This window comes from Pleomorphomonas sp. JP5 (genome assembly GCF_023721815.1).
In the GTDB taxonomy this organism is placed as follows: Bacteria; Pseudomonadota; Alphaproteobacteria; order Rhizobiales; family Pleomorphomonadaceae; genus Pleomorphomonas.
This window is the reverse complement of the sequence record NZ_JAMDLI010000013.1, coordinates 69,172-84,524: the sequence shown is the minus strand read 5'-3', so window position 1 is coordinate 84,524 and position 15,353 is coordinate 69,172. Positions and strand designations below refer to the sequence as shown.

12 protein-coding genes are annotated in these 15,353 nt (G+C 61.4%); 6 read left to right on the top strand and 6 right to left on the bottom strand.

All coding sequences use genetic code 11. From position 1 onward, the window contains the following. Positions 1 to 203 precede the first annotated feature (203 nt). From M4J40_RS17660 to M4J40_RS17650, 3 genes are all read left to right on the top strand, one after another. A complete protein-coding gene (locus M4J40_RS17660; protein WP_251755737.1) occupies positions 204 to 1,589 on the top strand; it encodes a flagellar hook protein FlgE in 1,386 nt (461 codons plus the stop codon). Positions 1,590 to 1,666: 77 nt separating this feature from the next. Then, positions 1,667 to 3,562, top strand: coding sequence for a flagellar hook-associated protein FlgK (flgK, locus tag M4J40_RS17655; RefSeq protein ID WP_251755736.1), 1,896 nt, complete (start codon positions 1,667 to 1,669; stop codon positions 3,560 to 3,562). Positions 3,563 to 3,603: 41 nt separating this feature from the next. Next, entirely contained in the window at positions 3,604 to 5,265 is a 1,662-nt protein-coding gene (locus M4J40_RS17650; RefSeq protein WP_251755735.1) for a flagellin, read from the top strand. A gap of 96 nt (positions 5,266 to 5,361) precedes the next feature. Here M4J40_RS17650 and flbT read toward each other — a convergent pair whose 3' ends face one another. Together flbT and M4J40_RS17640 are read right to left on the bottom strand one after the other, a co-directional pair. Beyond that, positions 5,362 to 5,775: a flagellar biosynthesis repressor FlbT gene (gene flbT, locus M4J40_RS17645; RefSeq protein ID WP_251755734.1), complete on the bottom strand. Its 414-nt coding sequence runs from the start codon at positions 5,773 to 5,775 to the stop codon at positions 5,362 to 5,364. Positions 5,776 to 5,798: 23 nt separating this feature from the next. Further along, positions 5,799 to 7,268 (bottom strand): flagellin, encoded by a 1,470-nt coding sequence (locus M4J40_RS17640; RefSeq protein ID WP_251755733.1) that lies wholly within the window; start codon positions 7,266 to 7,268, stop codon positions 5,799 to 5,801. 329 nt (positions 7,269 to 7,597) lie between these two features. Between M4J40_RS17640 and M4J40_RS17635 the strand changes: the two genes are divergently transcribed. From M4J40_RS17635 to flaF, 3 genes are all read left to right on the top strand, one after another. Beyond that, positions 7,598 to 9,409, top strand: coding sequence for a flagellin (locus M4J40_RS17635; RefSeq protein WP_251755732.1), 1,812 nt, complete (start codon positions 7,598 to 7,600; stop codon positions 9,407 to 9,409). A gap of 526 nt (positions 9,410 to 9,935) precedes the next feature. Beyond that, complete coding sequence (locus M4J40_RS17630) at positions 9,936 to 11,732, top strand: flagellin (RefSeq protein ID WP_251755731.1); 1,797 nt, start codon at positions 9,936 to 9,938, stop codon at positions 11,730 to 11,732. 346 nt (positions 11,733 to 12,078) lie between these two features. Beyond that, the gene (flaF, locus tag M4J40_RS17625; RefSeq protein WP_251755730.1) at positions 12,079 to 12,453 is read left to right on the top strand and encodes a flagellar biosynthesis regulator FlaF; all 375 of its coding nucleotides are present in this window, start codon (positions 12,079 to 12,081) and stop codon (positions 12,451 to 12,453) included. 83 nt (positions 12,454 to 12,536) lie between these two features. On the opposite strand, the gene M4J40_RS17620 is transcribed toward flaF, so the two are convergent. From M4J40_RS17620 to M4J40_RS17605, 4 genes are all read right to left on the bottom strand, one after another. Then, positions 12,537 to 12,914: a hypothetical protein gene (locus M4J40_RS17620; protein ID WP_251755729.1), complete on the bottom strand. Its 378-nt coding sequence runs from the start codon at positions 12,912 to 12,914 to the stop codon at positions 12,537 to 12,539. Between the two features lie 346 nt (positions 12,915 to 13,260). Next, a complete protein-coding gene (locus M4J40_RS17615; RefSeq protein WP_251755728.1) occupies positions 13,261 to 13,737 on the bottom strand; it encodes a flagellar protein FlgN in 477 nt (158 codons plus the stop codon). After that, a complete protein-coding gene (locus M4J40_RS17610) occupies positions 13,734 to 14,054 on the bottom strand; it encodes a rod-binding protein (protein WP_251755727.1) in 321 nt (106 codons plus the stop codon). The genes M4J40_RS17615 and M4J40_RS17610 overlap by 4 nt, the downstream gene beginning before the upstream one ends. Then, a complete protein-coding gene (locus tag M4J40_RS17605; RefSeq protein WP_251755726.1) occupies positions 14,054 to 15,166 on the bottom strand; it encodes a flagellar basal body P-ring protein FlgI in 1,113 nt (370 codons plus the stop codon). Before M4J40_RS17605 ends, M4J40_RS17610 begins: the two co-directional genes overlap by 1 nt. Positions 15,167 to 15,353: the final 187 nt, after the last annotated feature.

Genomic DNA, 15,353 nt, shown 5'->3' with positions numbered 1-15,353 from the left:
GGGTGGTCGGTTCGGCCCGGCAGGATTTGCCCGGTGAGACGAACCTTGCCGGTGCGTTAACTTCTTGTTCACCATGCCTAAGCGCCTGTTTCCTGAAAACAAACGGAAAAACTTGTGGGCTCGGTTTGGCACGTCCGTTGCCCTTAGGTCTGTAGCGGCCATTCGTCCGGCCGACCGCGTTGCAGATCGTAAGGAAAACGAGCATGGGTATCCTGACCGCAATGAACTCGGCCGTCGGCGGCCTCGGAGCGCAGTCCTTCGCCCTCGAAAATATCTCGGGCAACATCGCCAACTCCTCGACAACCGGCTTCAAGCGCAAGGATACGAGTTTCGGCGACCTTGTGCGTGCCAACACGACCAACGCCTCCCGCGTCACGTCCGGTGGCGTCACGGCGAGGTCGCGCTCCACCATCACGCTCGACGGCGACGTGCAGGGGTCGAAGGTCGATACCCACATGGCGATCAACGGCACCGGCTTTTTCTGCGTGTCGGCCGATCCTCTCGATGGCAGCCTGGGCGCGCGCTATACCCGCGCCGGTGATTTCGAGCAGTATTACGACTCGCGCAACGGCCAGACCTACCTCCGGAACGGCTCCGGCTACTCCCTGATGGGGCAGACCATCGACCCGACCACCGGCAAGCCGGTCGGCGACAAGACGGTCATCACGATCGACAAGACCTCGCAGAGCGCCAAGGCGACCGAGAAAATCACCTACAAGCTGAACCTGCCGACGGAGCCGTCGACGACATCCAAGGCCTTGGTCTATCCGAGTGCGTCGGTGGCGGCCATCGCAGGCGGAACCGTGCCGAAGTCCGAACTGACCACCTTCATGGACAACTCGATCGCCGGCGGTTCGAGGACCATCTACGACGCGCAGGGCACACCGTCGATCGTACAGCTCCGCTGGGTGAAGCTCACCGAGTCCAGCACCGGGCGCAGCGAGTGGGGCCTCTTCTACCGCACCGACGAAAATCCCACCAACCCGACCGACCCCGCCTGGCAGCAGATCAAGACGACGGCCGCGCAGGATGCTACGTCCACCCCGGCCAGCGCTCTTGCCAGCGGCGCCTTCTTCTTCGACGACAAGGGCATTCAACAGGACGACACGTCGTCCATCAATCTCGGCACGATCACCATCGAGGGCAAGGACTTTTCCGGCATCACCATGGACCTCGCCGCCACCGAGTTCGCCGACAAGAACGGGCAGGCGACCACCAACCAGCTGACGCAGGACGGTTACGCCACCGGCGAGTTCGAGGGCGTGTCGATCGACGATAACAGCGGCGTCATGAGCTACAACTACTCGAACGGCCAGACCGTCAAGAAGTGGGGAATTCCAATCGTCGCCTTCAACGGTGCGAGCTACCTGAAGGCCGAGGACGGCGGCGCCTACACCGAGACGATCCAGAGCGGTGGTCCGATCGACATCAACGGCGCCATCTCGAGCTCGGCGCTCGAAGCGTCCAACGTCGATATCTCCGAGGAGTTCACCAAGCTGATCGTCTCCCAGCAGGCGTTCTCGGCCAACTCCAAGGTCATCACCACCGCCAACCAGATGATGACCGACATCCTGCAGATCATCCGCTGATGCTTCTGCCGGCCGTCGCGCGCACCGCGTGACGGCCACCTCCCCAATCCGCGCCGATTGTCGATTGCGAGACGGATATGGCTGTATCGAGTGCCCTTTCCACGGCTTTGTCCGGCATCAGGACGACCCAGCAACAGCTGGGCGTGACGTCGGCCAATATCGCCAACGCCAAGAGTACGGGCTACAGCCGCCAGACGTCATCGTCGACGGCGCAGGTCGCGGGCTCGAAGGTCTATGGCGTCGAGGCCAACAAGGTCACGCGCGAGATCAATCTTCTCGTGCAGAAGCAGTGGCGGGTGTCCACCGCCAATTCGGCCTATGCCGATACCCGCGTTACCGCTCTGTCGGCGCTCGACAACTATTGGGGCGCTCCCAACAGCTCCAGCTCGCTGAGCTCGGTCTTCAGCGATTTCACGACCACGCTTCAGAAACTGGCGACCACGCCCGGCGACACTGCGATCCAGGGCAGCGCGGTTTCCGCCTCGCAGAACCTCGTCAACCGCCTCAACCAGCTGTCGGGCGACGTGCAGTCGCTGCGCCAGGAGGCGGAGTCCAATATCGCCGACGCCGTCAACCGGGTGAACTCGCTGCTGCAGACGATCTCGCAGCTCGACAAGCAGATCGTTGCCGTCGGCGCCGGTGGCACGAACAGCACCGCCGGCTTGCAGGACAAGCGGGATGCCGCCATCGACGAGTTGTCCGAATACATGGACATCCGTGTCAGCGACCAGATTGGCGGGGCCGTTTCAATTGCATTGACGGACGGAACCCAGCTCTACGACGACGAGCCGGTGACGCTGAACTTCGACCAACAGGGCGTGGTCGATGCTTCGCGCGTCTATTCCCCCGATGACAGCAAGCGTTCGCTTGGCACCGTCACCATCACCGACGGTCCCGGTGCCGGCATCGATCTGTTCAAGAGCGGATCGATCCGCTCGGGCAAGATCGCCGCCTACAAGGAACTGCGCGACGAGACGCTGGTCGACGCTCAGGCCCAGCTCGACACCATCGCCGCGACGCTGTCGAAGGCCACGTCGACGCGCCAGGCCTCCGGCACGGCCGTGAGTGGCGCCGGCACGGCCGGTTACACGCTGGACGTTTCGGGCCTCACCGAGGGAAACACCCTTAAGGTCGACTATGTCGATGCATCTGGCACCAGCAAGTCGATCACCTTTGTCGCCTATAACGGGGGTACGGCTCCCGATGGGTCCTTCACGCCCGACCCCAACGACACCGTCGTCGGCCTGGACCTGTCGAGCGGTACCGATATCGGCGCCCAGATCGCAGCGGCTCTCAACACCGCGACCGGCAGCACCGATTTCTCAGGCACGGCGACGCCAGCACCGCCGAGCGCCCCGACGTCGGTCACCATCAATGCGACCACGGTGCCGGCCAGCCACGGCAGCATCAGCAGCATCAGCGGCGAGATCTCGTCGCCCACTGAACAGTCGGGTTACCAGGAGTTTCCGCTGTTCCTCGACGGTTCCACGGGCAAGCCCTACACCGGCCTGACCAACGGTACCGACACGATCACCGGCCTTGCCGGCCGCATTTCGGTCAATCCCAAGGTGGTGGCCGATCCGTCACTGACGGTGAAATACAGCGGCAGTACGCTTTCGGGTGACGGCACACGGCCGCAGGCCATTCTCGATGCGCTCGACAGCCGCGTCTACTCCTACTCTTCCTCGATCGGCATCGGCTCGGCCTCCACGCCGTTCAAAGGCACGTTCGAGGGGCTGCTGTCGCAGGTCGTCAACACCCAGGGCTCCATCGTCGAGGACGCCAAGAATGTCGCCGACGGCCAGAAGGTCGTCACCTCCAACCTCAAGGAACGCTACGACAACAGCCGCGCGGTCGATCTCGACACCGAGCTGATGTCGCTCATCCAGCTTCAGAACTCCTATTCGGCCAACGCCCGGGTGCTCACCGTGGCGCAGGAGTTGATGGACGTTCTGATGAACACGTTCAAGTAGGGCACGGCGGCCGAACGCCGCCTGAACATGGGTAGGATGTCATGTCGTCGATCAACAACGTGCTCGTCAGTCCCAACATGTCGCTCCTGTCGACCATGCGGGAGCAGCTCGAGGACATGCAGCGGCAGCTTGCCACCGGGCAGAAGGCCGCGACCTACGGTACGCTCGGCTCCGGGCGCACCCAGTCGATCACCTTCCGCTCGAAGATTTCCGAGATCGATGGCTATCTTCAGAACACCGACGTTCTGAACATGCGCATCTCGCTGCTCGACAAGGCGATGAACCGCCTGGAGGACATTCCCAGCGAGGCGTCGGCCGCCATCGATCCCAACACCTACAACATTGATTCCACGGGCACCACCACGGGACAGAAGGGCGCCAAGATCGCCCTTAACGAGGTGATCGGCCTTTTGAACTCGGAGGCCGACGGCCGCTACCTGATGTCGGGCAAGACCACGGACACCAAGCCCGTGGTCAACATGAACGACATGCTCTACGGCACCGGCAGCAAATACGGCCTGCAGAAGGTGGTCGCGGAGCGCTACACGGCCGACCTCGGCACCCGCGGGCTCGGTCGCCTCGACCTCGACAATCCCGCGGCGACCCCGGATACCGTGACGATCACCCGTCAGGGCACGCCGCCGTCGGCCGAATTTGGCTACAAGATTGCCTCCGCGTCGGCCTCGACGACCGATACGTCCCACATCGCGGTAACGCCGACCACCGGCCTGGATAGCGCCGGCAAGACCGTCAACACCGCCTATGGCGTTCAGTTCGGCGCCAATCTTCAGGCCGGCGACAGCGTGTCGCTGGAGCTCGAGAATCCCGACGGCACCAAGTCGACGGTGAAGTTGACGGCGACACTGACCTCTCCCCCCGGCGAGGGGCAGTTCACCATCGCCCAGACGACCGGCACGCCGCCAACGGTCGACCCCGATGCGACCGCGGCCAACTTCAAGGATCGTCTCGAGAACAGCCTCAAGATCGAGGCGAAGACCACCTTCCAGGCGGCCTCGATGATGCGGGCGTCGGAGACCTTCTTCGACACGGCCGGAGGCGGCAAGCCGCAGCGGGTCGATGTTGCCGATCCCACCGACAACAGCCAGCTGGCTACCGCTACGGGGCTGCGCGATGGCACGGACACCGACACGGTCGAATGGTACACCGGCTACAACGCGACGATCGATCCCAGCGACAGCAGCACCTCGCCGCGGAACGACGTGATCGCGCGGGTCGACAGCAACATCGATGTCGGCTACGGCGTTCGGGCCAACGAGTCCGGCTATGCTGAAATGGTGCGCTCGCTTGCTGTCATGACCATTGCCGAGTTCGATCCGAAGGCCGGTACGCTGGGCGACCCCAACGCGACGACCGATGCCGAACGGGACCAGAACCTCAAGGTCGAGAAGTCGCGCTACACGGCGCTGGCCTCGCGCGTCGATGGTGTTCTGGCCTTCGCCGACGGCAGCCAGAAGCCGACCGACATCCATACCGAGATCGCCGTGTCCGGCAATGTCGCCAAAAGCGCGGCAGAGCGGCAGACCAACTCCAAGACGACGCTTCAGGTGATGCTGAACGGTGTCGAAGGCATCAACAAGGAAGAGCTGACGGCGCAGATCCTGACGCTGCAGACGCGCATGGAAGCGAGCTACACCACGTCGATGCTGCTCAACAACCTCAGCCTGCTCAACTACATGAAATAGGCGAGGACGCTTGTCGAACGAAAAAGCCGCCGATCAGGTTGTCGTGGCCTGGTCGGCGGCTTGTTATTGGTGGCGATGTCGAAGTGCGCGGTCGCCTTACCTCTCCTCGACGGCCATGGCGGCCGGGTTGAGGGCGGCGAAGATCTTTCTCTCGTGCTCGATCAGCGCACGGGCCTCCTTCAGCGCCTTGTAGAGCTGGTCGGCGATGATGTGATTGCTGATCTTGGTCACGTAAGGGATGGTGCTCGGCGCGGCTTGCATGATGTCCTGAATGAGCGAGAAGTAGTTATCCTGGAACTTGGTGACCTCCCGAGACAGGTACATCAGCTGCACCGCGAGGTAGATCCGCTTGGCCGGCGTGTCAGCTGACTCGACAGTCAGGATGTCCTTCTCGCGCAAGATCGGGGCGTTGCCCTCGATGTAGAGGCGCGTGCGCTGTTCGTCGTTGGTGATCATCGACTCGCCGATGATGATGCGTTCGCCGGGTTTCAGTTCAACCTTGAGGGTCATCTCTTCGCAATCCTGTCAGGAGATCAGCTGAGTTTGCTGCCGAGCAGCCGGAGGATGCCGTCGTCGGCGGTCTGGGTGATCGAGAAGGAACTGATGGCAAGCTGCTGCTGGGTGTCGAGCGCCAGCATGATGGCCGCCTCCTCGTTCTTGTCGGAGGCGCGCATCGATTCCGCGGTCGCGCCGAGTATGTCAGAAAAGCCGCCAATATATTCGGCGCGACTCTTCAGAAGCGTTAGCCCGATGCCGATGTTGGTGGCATGCTTTTCGGCGGCGTGACGGGCGTCGGTGACGGTCTGCTGTGCATCCTCGGCGTCGGTGCGCTTCACCCAGGTGGAAGCCGTGGCCGTGGTCAGGTCAATGGTGGTCGAGGTTTTGTCGATGGCGAAAGCGGCCGACGCGGAATCGACGGTTATGACACCGGCGGCGTCCAGCGTGGCGCTGAGGCCGGACGCGGGAACGTTGAAAGCGCTGACGAGATCGTCCACCGTGGTGCCGGCGCCGACTGTCAGCGCCCCGACGACGGTGTTCCCCTGCCGGATGGAAATGACGTCGCCTTCCTTGTATTGGCCCGTCGCCGTCAACAGGTCGGTTCCGACAGCAGGCGTCGCGCCGATCATCAGCGGGGCGCTCGTCGCGGACGGAGGCGAACCGGCCGACGCAATCGTGTCGGCAGCGCGCGTCGTATCAACGGTCATCTTGTTCGCCGCTTCGACGTTCAGCACGCCATCGCTGCCGAGCGTGGCGCGCAGTCCCTTGTCAGGAAGGGAAAAAGCGGTGACCAGGTCACCGGCGGTGGTGTCCGCCGTGATCTTCAGCGTGCTGATGATGGTTCCGGAGGCGTCCTTGACGGCGATCTCGTCACCGACAGCGTAATCCGGGGACTCGACGAGCTTGCTGGTCGACTTCAGCGGCTTGGCGGGGGCTCCACCGTCGGTCAGCTTCGTCTCGTAGGTGGCAAGCTTGCCTTCGTCGAGTTTCTTGAGGCCCAGCGAGTTAAGGAGATCGGTGAAGTCCACCGCTTCAATGGTAACCGACTCGTTCTGGTCGGTCGACAGGTACAGCGTCAGGTCGTTACCGTCGCCGAGCAACAGGTTCTTGCCGCTATATGAAGAGTCTTTCGCTGTGTCGACGATCTTGTCGAGGATGTCGTTGTATTCCTTGACGAGGTCAGCCCGCTCGAAGGCGTTCTTGCTGGCGGCGGCCCGCGTGACCACACCCTTCAGCGTGTTGATGCTTTCGCTGATCGAGGAGAGGCCATTATCGGCGGCGTTGATGACGCCGAGCCCCTGATCCAGGCGCTCAAGATACTTGTCGAGCGCTGCGGCATGCAATGACAGACTCTTGGCCGAAATATAGGTGCTGGGGTCGTCGAGCGCAGACTGAATCTTGATGCCGCTTGTCAGGCGCTGATTGGCGGCGGCGGACTCCTCGCTCACCCAGTTCAGCGTCGCGACGGTGCTGCGCAACGATTTCGTCAGGGAAATGTCGACCATGCGCTTGTCTTTCGTGGATGCCTTGCAGGGTTGGCTCGTTGCATTTTGAGAATCATAACGTCCAATTCGTTAAAAATAGCTGTTCAGGGTGAGAAGAAAAGACGGGAACAGCCCGAAAAATCGGCCGAATCTTCTACTTCGTACCATTAACCTTTTATCTGGCCGACATGGCGCCGCGTCTACAACCAAAGTCTTGTTTATCCCGAATTCGGCGGCCGAAGCGGCATTTGAACCAATCCATTAACGGCTCGGCAACACCTCCGCGTTACGGTCGGCGCACTTCCTCAGAAGGGGGAAGATGAGTTCACCCAAGGAATGGGATGTAAAAAATGTCTGATATCAATCTGACCAAGGCCGTCCGCCAGAACCTGCTCACGCTGCAGGGCACCGCCTCGATGATGGCGAAGACGCAGAACAAGCTGGCCACCGGCAACAAGGTCAACTCAGCCCTCGACAATCCTTCGAACTTCTTCACTGCCGCCTCGCTGAACTCTCGTGCCAGCGATCTCGGCAACCTGATGGACTCGATGGCGAGCGGCATCAAGACCATCGAAGCGGCCGACAACGGCCTTTCCTCGATCACCAAGACTCTCGAGTCGATGCAGTCGACCCTGCGTCAGGCTCGTCAGGACAAGTCCTTCGAGACGGCTTCGTTTGGTCTGTCTCCGGCCAACGTTTCCCTCGACGGTAATGACAAGCTGAAGATGATTGGCGGCGCCTTCGGTACCGACACCCCCGAGGTCAACCTGACCACGACGGGCAAGGGACAGAAGGTCGTTTCCGACCAGAACTATTCGGCTCCGGCCACAGCTGCCAAGGCCAAGGCCGAGGGTAGCATTGATCTTGATGCTGCGACGGCAATCACCGGCGGTACGCTGAAGATCAACTATGCCGGCAAGAGCGTGTCGGTGACATTGTCGTCCATTAGCTCTGCTGCTGGCACGAACTCTTCGGATATCGCGTCGGAGATTCAGCAGGCAATCGCAGGCAGCGATCTCGCTGACAAGCTGCAGGCGAGCGACAACACGGCCGGAACCGGCGTCATGATCGAGGCTATTGGTAACGACAACAGCGCGATCGACTTCACGGGTTCGGATGCCGGCATTGCCGCCGCCTACTTCGGTACTGCCGCCACGGCTAGCGCCACCAACACGGCCGGTTCCTCGGGTAAGTACGAGTTCTCCGTCAATGGTACGGCGATCACGCTTGACTCAACCGACACCACGCTGACGTCTGCCCTCAAGACCATCAACGACACGCTCGAGACGGCTGGCTCGAAGTTCAAGGCGGTCGCGAACGGCAGCAAGATCCAGATCCAGGGCGCCACCACCGATGCCGGTGCCCTTCAGATCACCGGAACTGACGCCGATCTGTTCTCGTCCACCGCCGACGTCACCAGCGTCGCCGGCACGCAGGACAGCGCGCTGACCCTGCTCAAGACCGTCGACACGCTCGTCGCCGAAATCAACAACGGCAGCGAGACCAAGGGACTGATCAAGGCTTCCAACGACAATGGCAAGCTGCGCATCCAGAACCTGTCGACCCAGGACCTGCAGGTTCAGGGCACCAACGACTCGGGTCAAATCACCGGCAGCAACAGCTCCAGCGCGACGATCGATGGCAACTCGGTTCGTTCGGGCCTCGCTGACCAGTTCAACGAACTTCGCGACCAGCTCGACAAGCTGGCTGATGACGCTTCGTTCAACGGTATCAACCTGCTGCGCGGCGACAAGTTGACGATCACGTTCAACGAGACCGGTACCTCGTCGATCGATATCCTGGCCAAGGACGGCAAGTCGGTCGACTCGACCGAGCTCGGCGTGCCCACCACGCTGACCGCCAAGGACCTGGATGCCGATACCGACATCGACTCCACCCTGGCCAAGGTGAAGACGGCCCTCAACACGGTCCGTTCGCAGTCTTCGGCCTTCGGCTCGAACCTGTCGGTCGTCGAGAACCGTCAGGACTTCTCGAAGAACATGATCAATACCCTGCAGACGGGCGCCGGCAACCTGACGCTCGCCGACATGAACGAGGAAGCGGCCAACATGGTTGCGCTGCAGACCCGCCAGTCCCTGGCGACCTCCTCGCTCTCCATGGCCAACTCGGCCGACCAGAACGTGCTGCAGCTTCTCCGCTGACGCCAAGTCTGGCCGAATCATACGACAGAAGTTGGGGCGGGCCAGAAGGCCCGCCCCTTCTTTTTGCGTCTATGGGTTCGGCGCGTTGGTAAACGTTCCTTTCTGCTTTCTTAACGAGTGGTTTCGCTTCTCCAAACGAAAGATCGCGCGGTGTTCGCATCCGCGCTGGTCGGGTTGGCTTGTGGTCGCGCGAAAAGATCAATAAAATCAATAGACTTTCGGTTCGCTCTGACTTTTCCGGGGGGGGGTATCCGGCCGATCGCGCCGGTTGCCGGGCAGGTGAGTAACGCTTCCCTGCCTTGTCGGTTGGCCCTCTTTGGTTTTGCCTCGGTTAACAAGCGTTTATCGGAATTAATTCCGCTTCGTTGCAAAACGCGACTGAGAAACTTTTTGTTAACCATGTCGGGTGTTAACTCCCACGTGAAAGGCACCGCCGCGTCCTCCCCGCTTGGATGGTCGACGGTCAGGTCCGGTTCGTTTTCGGGGTGAAAGAAACCCGCCAGCCCCAAGGAAGTGGGATGCAGAAATGAGCGACATCAATCTGACCAAGGCAGTTCGCCAGAATCTTCTGTCTCTGCAAAACACTGCCAAGATGATGGCGACGACGCAGAACAGGTTGGCCACGGGCAACAAGGTCAACACGGCTCTCGACAACCCGACCAACTTCTTTACGGCGTCCTCGCTCAACTCGCGCGCCGGTGAGCTCGATGCTCTGCTCGACTCGATGAACAACGGCGTCAAGACGCTGGAAGCGGCGGATAACGGCCTGACCTCGATCACCAAGACGCTGGAGTCGATGCAGTCGACGCTGCGGCAGGCCCGCCAGGACAAGACCTTCGAGACGGCATCCTATACCCTCTCGCCGGCCAACGTTTCGCTGACCCCCGGAGCGGCAAAGCTGACCCTGGTCGGTGGTGCATTCGGGACGTCCACCCCGAGCATCGATTTGACCACGACGGCCTCCGGCCAGAAAGTGGTTTCGAACCTCCCATACACCGCGCCAGCTGCGACCGCGGCCAAGGCTACGTTGAACAGCGGCGTCGATCTGACCAATGCCCGAGGCGCGCCCATTACTGGTAACGGCGTGTCGACGATTACGTACGAGGGCAAGTCAGTCTCCGTCACGCTCAGCGACTATGCGGCCAGCACGGATGCGACCGACGTCGTTACCACGATCAACCAGGCTATCGCCGGCAGCGATCTCAATGGAAAGCTGGAAGCCAAGTTAGTCGGTGGTACCCTGCAGTTGCAGGCCAAGGATACCGTGAACAGCGATATCACCACGACCGGCAACATCGCGAACTTCCTGACGGGTGGCGCGGCTGACGTGAGTGGCGCGTCCGGCAAGTACGAGTTCTCGGTGAATGGCGTCGCCATCACGCTTGACTCCACGACCGGTTCCGACGTGACGACGGCGGTTGAGAACGTCAACAACCAGCTTGCGACAGCTGGATCGAAGTTCAAGGCTGTTATCGGTCCGGGTGCGACGCTTCAGATCCAGGGCGCAACGACCAATGCCGGCGCTCTGCAGGTGACTGGCGCCGACGCTGACATCTTCTCGGCGACGGCGGACGTCACCAGTGTTGCCGGTACGACTGATGCGGCGCTGGTCGTGATGAAGACAATCGATACGCTTGTTGCTGAGATCAACAACAATGCCGAGACCAAGGGCATCATCAAAGCTTCCAACGACGACGGCAAGCTGCGCATTCAGAACCTGTCGACTCAGGATCTCACCGTCCAGGGCACCGACGGTTCGGGCAAGGTGACCGGCGACTCCAGCGAGAGCTCCGTGGTGGACGGAAACTCGGTTCGGTCGGGGCTTGCCGACCAGTTCAACGTGTTGCGCGACCAGCTCGACAAGATGGCCGACGACGCCTCGTTCAACGGTGTCAACCTGTTGCGCGGCGACAAACTGAAGATCACCTTCAATGAGACCGGCACCTCGTCGATCGACATTCAGGTGAAAGATGGAAAGTCAGTCGACTCGACTGAGCTTGGTCTGCCGACCACCATGGTCGCCAAGGATCTCGATACCGACAGCGGCGTCGACTCCTTGCTGGACGACGTGAAGGCTGCGATCACCCAGGTTCGCGCCCAGGCGTCGACCTTCGGTTCGAACCTGTCGGTCGTGGAGAACCGCCAAGACTTCACCAAGAAGATGATGAACACCCTGCAGGGTGGCGCCAGCAACCTGACGCTGGCCGACATGAACGAAGAGGCGGCCAATATGGTGGCGCTGCAGACCCGGCAGTCACTGGCGACGTCTTCGCTCTCCATGGCCAACCAGGCCGACCAGAACGTGCTGCAGCTTCTCCGCTGAGGCCGGCGGCCAAAAGGGTGTGCAGGAAACAAAAGGGCGGGCCGAAAGGCCCGCCGTTTTCTTTGGTGGGTTGTGGTAATGCTTACTCTGTATTCAGGTCTATGTGTTTTTGGGGTTCATTAACTTCGTTTCACTGTCGATATCTGCGGAGAAACCAGTTGTTAACCGTGATGGGTGTCTAGTTGTGACGATGGAGGATGCGGCGCGAACCGGATCTCCTGATACCAACTCGCGACGAATGGTGCCGCCCTCAAGATGGCCTTCGGCATTTCATGGCGGGGTGGATTGATAACAAGCCCTGGCCGACAGGCCATCAGGCTCGAGAATACCGGGGAGTGTTTGTTCCATGAACGGTTACGGAGCGTCGGCGTACCAGCGGGTCCAGACGACATTGGGTCCGCGTCAGCTGGAAGCGCATTTGCTGCTGAAGGCGGCGGCTCAGTTGCAGTCGTTCAAGGACAACTGGTCTTATGACGAGAGCGCCGTTGCGGAAGCCCTGATGCTGAATCGCAAGCTCTGGACCATCCTCGGCACATCGGCGACCGACGACAGCAATCCGTTGCCGGATGCGATCAAGGAGAACATCGGCAATCTCACAGTGTTCGTGCTGAAGCGTACGCTGGAGATCATGGACGATCCGACGCCCGAGAAGCTTTCGGCTCTGATTTCCATCAATCGCTCTCTGGCTCAGGGGCTGCGCGGGCAGGCCGACGAGGAGTAGACTGCTCTTCTCCTCGGTCGGAACTTAAAAAGGCGCCCAGGAGGCGCCTTTTTAAGTTCTGGGGATGATATTTGGTTTTGGGGTCAGGCAAGCATGCTTGCCGTCGACGCCGTTGGTGCGCGGGTCGCGTCGGTCCAGGCGTTGATCATCGCCCTGAGGCGTAGACGACTCTCGTCGGGGATCTGGTTGACGACATCGCCCGTCGTATCGTCGATCTGACGATAAACGACAACGTCCGCTTCCTCGTCGCGGGTAACCGTCGACCGCAGATTCTGAGAATAGGGTGGGGACTGATTTGCGCTGCCGCGCGTGTCATTGCCGGCGCGGGTCGTCTCATCGGTCCTGGCGACAGCCGATCCGACCGGAAGGTCGGTGCTTGCCGCCTGTTCCGCCGCCGCCGGCGCTCTCGGCACCGGCGCGTTCATGCCGGGTATGACCGGTCTCACGCTGCCGATATCCATGACCTAAGTCCTTTCACGCGAATCCCATAGGGTTCGCCTGGAAAGGACGTTATCATCGGAAATTAAAGGCAGGGTTTAAGAAACAGGTAAAGTTTTATCGATCCGGCGTTTTTCCGCAGGTTTTATGGATGGTCGAATTGTGTGGGAGAGTACGGCTGTCGCTCCTCCGGCCGGTTCAGATAAGGGCCCAAGTCTTAACAAAGAGCGAAGGAAGCGGGCAGTCCTCCATGGAAAGACTGACAATTCGCAACAACACGTAGTGACGGCGCCGTTCGCCGCCCGTGACTGCAAGGGATAATCCTGAGGACGCGGCGCCTGGACTGGCCTTGGCCAACGCTCGGACTTGTCAAAGGCTGCGGTTGATGGCGACGCCGCGCGCGCTTGCGGCGTAGGCGGCCTGTGCGTGACCGCTACGGCCGTAGACCGGGGGCGTCTCGTTACGGCCAACCTCATTTGCCACGGTGCGCAGGATGTCCTCGGCGACGTCGCGGGCGGTATCGAGCACGGCGAGGTTGATCTGCACCTCGGACCGAAACAGCTCGTGGCGCTTGAGAAGCGCCGCCGTCTCGGCCGGCACATAGGCCTTGAGCGTTTCGATCTCGTCGCGGGCGGCGAGCATCAGCCGGGTATAGAGGGCGGCCTTCTCTTCCTTGTCCATGGCGAGTTCGCCGGCCTGGCGGAGCTTGCCTTCCTTGACCAGCGCCGTTTCCTGGCGGAGCAACACGAGAAGGTCTTCCATGGCGATGCCGAGCTTCTCGACCAGCTTGCCTGCGATTTCATGGCTGGTGACGAGCTTCGGACGGGTTTCTTGCGCGAGGCTCATCCCAGGTGCCCTTCCTGTATCTTGATCAGTTGCGCGGCGATGCCATCGGCGATGCCGATGCCGCCCTTATTGACGAAGTCCTTGGCGTATTCGTCGATCAGCATGTCGCGCCAGGGTTCATTGGAGTTGTCCGACTTGCCGCTCAGCGGGTCGACCGAGACGTCCTTGAACATGGCCTTGAACGCGTCGGCGACGTAGACGGACTCGAAGTCGGCGGCGACCTCATGAGCCTTCTTGGCGACGGCGCTCTTGTCCATGCCCGAATAGGTCTTCGAGGCGAAGGCGGTTGCGACCGAGGAGAGATTGCTTGCTTCCATCACATCACCTCCACGTCGGCCTGCAGCGCGCCTGCTGCCTTGATTGCCTGAAGGATCGAGATGAGGTCGCGCGGGCCGAGGCCGAGCGCGTTGAGGCCATCGACGAGCTCCTGCAGCGTCACGCCGGAGCGCACGACGGCGAGCTGGTGCTCCTTGCCGTCGGCGACCTGGATCTGGGTGCGCGGCGTCACGGTGGTCTGTCCGTCCGACAGCGGCGCCGGCTGTGACACCTGCGGGTCCTCGGTGATCATCACGGTGAGGTTGCCCTGGGCGACGGCCACGGTCGACACGCGCACTTCCTGGCCCATGACGATGATGCCGGTTGCCTCGTCGACCACCACCTTGGCGGGCAGGTCGGGCTCGACGATCAACTGCTCGACGTCGGTGAGAAGGTCGACGATGTTGCCCTTGAACTTCGGGGGCATCGACAGGCGAACCGTGGAAGGGTCGGTCGGTTCGGCAACCGGGGCGCCATAGAGGTCGTTGATGGCGAGCGCGATGCGGCGCGAGGTGGTGAAATCGGGGTTGCGCAGGGACAGGCGCACGGAGCCGAGGTCGGTGAGCTTGAAGGGCAGCTCGCGCTCGATGACGGCGCCGTTGCTGATGCGGCCCTGGGTCGGGACACCGCGGGAAATCTTCGCTCCCTCACCCTGGATATCGAAACCGCCAACGGCGATCGCGCCTTGTCCGATGGCGTAGACTTCGCCGTCCGCGCCCATCAGAGGCGTGACGAGCAACTGCCCGCCCTGGAGGTTCTTGGCGTCGCCGAGCGCGCTGACGGTCACGTCGATGGCCGTGCCCTGGGCGGCGAAGGCCGGCAGCTTGGCCGTGACCATGACGGCGGCGGTGTTGGCGGTGCGCATGGTGGCGTCGCGCACGTTGACGCCAAGGCGCTCGAGCATCGCCTGCAGGCTCTGCTTGGTGAATGGCGAGTTGTTGAGGCTGTCACCCGTGCCTTGCAGGCCGACGACGAGGCCGTAGCCGATGAGCTGGTTCTCGCGAACGCCCTCGACATCGACAATGTCCTTGATGCGCGAAGCGGCCATCGCCGCCTCGACGCCCATCAGAACAATCATAAGGGCGCCTAGTGCGCCGAGAATCCTAAACCGCATTGTCATCATCCCCGTGTTTCCCGACACGGCTTCCCAACGGGGAATTCGCAATCGTCGTGCCATGTTTCTTTTTGATGGAGGGTCCTCATAAAGTATTGAAATAATTATGGTATCCAAGCTCTCTTCTGCGTATTGGATGTCTGCTTGCGTTTTTGAGCCGGCATTTCTTGCCGGGTGGGTTGGGAAA

Bases quoted from the DNA above. Each gene is read 5' to 3' on its own strand.
- M4J40_RS17640 (WP_251755733.1), bottom strand. From the start codon at position 7,268: ATGGTCGACATTTCCCTGACGAAATCGTTGCGCAGCACCGTCGCGACG.
- M4J40_RS17630 (WP_251755731.1), top strand. From the start codon at position 9,936: ATGAGCGACATCAATCTGACCAAGGCAGTTCGCCAGAATCTTCTGTCT.
- M4J40_RS17660 (WP_251755737.1), top strand. From the start codon at position 204: ATGGGTATCCTGACCGCAATGAACTCGGCCGTCGGCGGCCTCGGAGCG.
- flbT (WP_251755734.1), bottom strand. From the start codon at position 5,775: ATGACCCTCAAGGTTGAACTGAAACCCGGCGAACGCATCATCATCGGC.
- M4J40_RS17620 (WP_251755729.1), bottom strand. From the start codon at position 12,914: ATGGATATCGGCAGCGTGAGACCGGTCATACCCGGCATGAACGCGCCG.
- flgK (WP_251755736.1), top strand. From the start codon at position 1,667: ATGGCTGTATCGAGTGCCCTTTCCACGGCTTTGTCCGGCATCAGGACG.
- flaF (WP_251755730.1), top strand. From the start codon at position 12,079: ATGAACGGTTACGGAGCGTCGGCGTACCAGCGGGTCCAGACGACATTG.
- M4J40_RS17610 (WP_251755727.1), bottom strand. From the start codon at position 14,054: ATGGAAGCAAGCAATCTCTCCTCGGTCGCAACCGCCTTCGCCTCGAAG.
- M4J40_RS17605 (WP_251755726.1), bottom strand. From the start codon at position 15,166: ATGCGGTTTAGGATTCTCGGCGCACTAGGCGCCCTTATGATTGTTCTG.
- M4J40_RS17650 (WP_251755735.1), top strand. From the start codon at position 3,604: ATGTCGTCGATCAACAACGTGCTCGTCAGTCCCAACATGTCGCTCCTG.
- M4J40_RS17615 (WP_251755728.1), bottom strand. From the start codon at position 13,737: ATGAGCCTCGCGCAAGAAACCCGTCCGAAGCTCGTCACCAGCCATGAA.
- M4J40_RS17635 (WP_251755732.1), top strand. From the start codon at position 7,598: ATGTCTGATATCAATCTGACCAAGGCCGTCCGCCAGAACCTGCTCACG.